Raw genomic sequence first — 1,165 nt, 5'->3', positions numbered from 1 at the left:
AAACGTCGTCGCGATCGCCGAAATTTTCCGCGCCGCCCTCTTTGAGCTGCCTATTTAGCGCGGCTAGCATTCGCACGCTGCGCGGCGAGCTCTCGTGTAGCGCAAGCAGTACCGCCGCCTCGTCCGTGCGCAGCCCGCAGCCTAAAAGCGCATCTGCGCTTAGATATTTTTTGATCAGCTTTTGCGCCGCGGCGTCGCTCAGCGCGGCTTTGTATTTGGGCGCGATCCTGCCCGGCTCGCTTACGATTTTTGGGTTTACGAACTGCCACGAGCCGAAGCTTTCGTCGCATTTGCCGTGGATGAAAAATTTTTTGCCGCGCTTAAAGGCGCCGAAGTGCCAGCTTTTGGCGTTGAAGATCACGATTTTGATCTCGCGCTCCCAGCTGAGGCAGTGTGCCGTGACGATGAGCATCGAGCCGCGCCTGTGCTGGAAGAGGCACTCGACCTCCGCCGTGCTCTCGCCCGCGCAGGGCGCGTCTCTGACGCTTAGATCGTCGAAGCTTTTGGGCAGAAGCAGCGCCAGATCCAAAAGCGTCGTAATGCCCGCCTTTTGGAGCGTCGCCGCGTCTTTTGCTTCAAAAATCAATTTTCATCCTTTAAATTTGATAGGCGCTTAAGCCCTCGCGCTGCGAAATTTTATGCGGCCAAATTTCACGGCGTGAAATTTCATGAGATAAAGCTCCAGACGCCAAATTTAAAGCTTAAAATGAAATTTAACGCAGCGAAATTCGGCGGGGTGAAATTCCGCGATGACGCGCTTTTAAAATTTGCCGCCGCAAAAGGGCTGCGACGCGGTCCTAGTCTTTGCGCCGCTGCGCCTTTTAAATTTACCGCGCCACAAAACGCAGGATTTTTTGCAACAAAATTTGGTAGCACGAAATTTTGCGGCATGAAACGGCGCGGAGCGGGCGCGTGAAGATCGCGCTTTTCGGCGGCAGTTTCGATCCGCCGCACGCAGGACACGACGCCGCGGTGAAGGCGATCTTATCCAGCCTGAAGCCTGACTTGCTGATCATAATGCCGTCGTTTCTAAACCCTTTTAAAAAGAGCTTTTCGGCGCCGCCGCAGCTGCGGCTTAGATGGTGCCGCACGCTGTGGGGCGACACCCCGTATGTGGAGGTGAGCGATTATGAAATTTCGCAAAACGTGCCGGTACCCACGATAC

The 1,165-nt window shown here is 55.1% G+C and carries 2 protein-coding genes and 1 pseudogene; 2 read left to right on the top strand and 1 reads right to left on the bottom strand.

What is annotated here, in order from left to right; all coding sequences use genetic code 11:
- Positions 1 to 586 (bottom strand): annotated as a pseudogene (locus Q0256_RS07560) (ATP-dependent DNA helicase RecG); the annotation flags it as partial.
- Positions 587 to 706: 120 nt separating this feature from the next.
- On the opposite strand from Q0256_RS07560, the gene Q0256_RS07555 reads away from it, so the two are divergent.
- Both Q0256_RS07555 and Q0256_RS07550 read left to right on the top strand, forming a co-directional pair.
- Complete coding sequence (locus Q0256_RS07555) at positions 707 to 916, top strand: hypothetical protein (RefSeq protein ID WP_297961830.1); 210 nt, start codon at positions 707 to 709, stop codon at positions 914 to 916.
- A partial coding sequence (locus Q0256_RS07550) for an adenylyltransferase/cytidyltransferase family protein (protein ID WP_297961827.1) occupies positions 913 to 1,165 on the top strand: 253 nt, incomplete at its 3' end. The genes Q0256_RS07555 and Q0256_RS07550, both read left to right, overlap by 4 nt.

Source organism: uncultured Campylobacter sp. (genome assembly GCF_937949835.1).
Classification (GTDB): domain Bacteria; phylum Campylobacterota; class Campylobacteria; order Campylobacterales; family Campylobacteraceae; genus Campylobacter_B.
This window is presented reverse-complemented; position numbering and strand designations above follow the sequence as displayed.

Excerpts from the sequence above, each read along its gene's own strand:
- Q0256_RS07555 (WP_297961830.1), top strand. The coding sequence starts at position 707 with ATGAAATTTAACGCAGCGAAATTCGGCGGGGTGAAATTCCGCGATGAC.